This window comes from Planktothrix sp. FACHB-1355 (assembly GCF_014748295.1).
In the GTDB taxonomy this organism is placed as follows: Bacteria; Cyanobacteriota; Cyanobacteriia; order Cyanobacteriales; family Aerosakkonemataceae; genus Aerosakkonema; species Aerosakkonema funiforme_A.
This window is the reverse complement of record NZ_JACJUP010001162.1, coordinates 1-2,115: the sequence shown is the minus strand read 5'-3', so window position 1 is coordinate 2,115 and position 2,115 is coordinate 1. Positions and strand designations below refer to the sequence as shown.

Genomic DNA, 2,115 nt, shown 5'->3' with positions numbered 1-2,115 from the left:
AGTCTGTGTACCAGGCAGATCAGCAAGTCAAGCTCTTGAATTTGCAAGCTGATGTAGAAAATTTGTTGCAAGAACTACAAAATATCAAACAGCAACAGGTGACCTTAGAGAACCAAGAGGTGGCGAACTAGGACAAAAATGACAACTGATAGAAGCAAATAGCAGGTATCTTACCTGCTAGGCTCAGTTGCTGCCTTACAAAAATAAACTTTCCTTTCATCTTGGCTGGGATGTCAGCTTGGCTCGATCGAGCCACACGATGATAGTGCAGTCACAAGATTGTGGTATAAAGGCAAAAGTTTTGCCAACTGCACTGCTGCTTATAAACAAAAAACCTGGAATTCGTTTTAAGCCGGGGATTTTAGCACAAGCTCTCTCAAAAGGTAAAACACATCATCAGCACAGCCTGTATGCTTCGCATACAGAAATGGGTACTTCACCTTTACTGGCATTTGGAGACCTCTAAATTTATACATGACTGCATCGACGATCAAACCACAGAACCAGGCATTGACTCTTAACCCTTCGGAGTTACGCCTCAGACATATATTGAAAACTCTGCCGCGCGAAGTATTCATCAAGGATCGGCGAAAAGCTTGGACATCAGTTGCGATCAGCGTTTTGCTGGCTTGCCTGGGCTATGTGAGCATCGCCTTTTCACCCTGGTTTCTGTTGCCATTATGTTGGATTTTTACGGGTACGGCGCTGACTGGTTTTTTTGTGATCGGTCATGACTGTGGCCATCGTTCATTTGCCAACCGACGGTGGGTGAACGATTTGGTGGGTCACACAATGATGCTGCCTTTGATTTATCCTTTCCACAGCTGGCGCATATTGCACAATTATCACCACGCTCACACTAATAAGCTAGATGAGGATAATGCTTGGCAACCTTTTAAGCCAGAGTTTTATGGCAGTGCGGGACGCCCGTTGCAGTGGGGTTATCAGGCAATCCGAGGCTGGTTTTGGTGGGTGGGTTCGATCGCGCATTGGGCCCTTTTGCACTTTGATTGGTCGCGATTTGAGGGCAAACAGCGATCGCAAGTGAAATTTTCGTCGCTACTGGTGCTAGTAACAGCTGCGATCGCTTTCCCGATCCTAATTGCGACGATCGGCATCTGGGGCTTCGTCAAGTTCTGGTTAGCACCCTGGCTAGTTTACCATTTTTGGATGAGTACCTTTACCCTAGTACACCACACAGATCCAGAAATTCCCTTTAAGCCAGAAAGCGAGTGGAACGAAGCTATGGCCCAACTAGCTGGCAGCGTTCACTGCGACTACCCTCGTTGGGTGGAAATTCTCTGCCACGATATCAACGTTCACGTTCCCCATCACCTTTCTACTGCCATTCCTTCCTATAATCTCCGAATGGCTCATCGCAGTTTGAAACAAAATTGGGGACAGTATTTACGGGAATGCCGCTTCTCTTTGTCTTTAATGAACAAGATTGTAAGCGAGTGCCACTTGTATCATCCACAGGAGAACTACGAATCTTTCCAAAGCTACCATTCCAGTCTCAAGGACAATAAAAAATAAACTGTAGTTAAAAGCAATTCAGTTTTAACTAAAAAATGCCCAGTCGCTTAAGCGGCTGGGCGTTTGCACAAATTGTAAAATCTATTTGTGGATAGAAGGGCTTCCCAGTCACTACTCGTTAGACTACGGCCAATACAACTTTTGAAATTCCCAACAGTTTCTTGGCATGACACAACCGATACCTAAGCAGTCGCTGACTCCCCTAACTGAAAACAGACGCCTCAACCTTCATGATGTCTACATTTGCCCCGTTTGTCGTTACGGGGAGCTTTCGGTACTGACCCTGACGGAATCTTTTGCTTGTAACTTTTGTCGCCATATTTTCACGACTAACCTTAACGATCAGTTGCTGATAATGGCTGATAGTTCGCAGCCAATGGCTTGGCGATGGACGGGTCGCAACTGGAAAATAGCTCATCAGAAGGATTCTGAACTTACCGCAGTTCTTTGGCTGCTGGGAGCGGCTTTAGTGATTTTCCCTACCCTAATTGTGGGGCTTTCTGCTTATATTTTTCCTGCCGAAGAGGGGAGTTACGGTGCTTGGCTTCCCAAGTTTTGGATTGGTTTGACTTTTGTTTG

At 45.9% G+C, this 2,115-nt stretch carries 3 protein-coding genes; all 3 read left to right on the top strand.

The window, feature by feature from the left end:
- Nucleotides 1-265 precede the first annotated feature (265 nt).
- On the top strand, nt 266-466 hold the full coding sequence (locus H6S82_RS30250; protein ID WP_190474582.1) for a hypothetical protein: 201 nt from the start codon (nt 266-268) through the stop codon (nt 464-466).
- An 8-nt stretch (nt 467-474) separates the two neighbouring features.
- Entirely contained in the window at nt 475-1,536 is a 1,062-nt protein-coding gene (locus H6S82_RS30245) for a fatty acid desaturase (RefSeq protein WP_190474584.1), read from the top strand.
- Nucleotides 1,537-1,702: 166 nt separating this feature from the next.
- A partial coding sequence (locus H6S82_RS30240) for a hypothetical protein (protein WP_191057249.1) occupies nt 1,703-2,115 on the top strand: 413 nt, incomplete at its 3' end.

Coding starts and splice junctions, on each gene's coding strand:
- H6S82_RS30245 (WP_190474584.1), top strand. CDS start 475: ATGACTGCATCGACGATCAAACCACAGAACCAGGCATTGACTCTTAAC.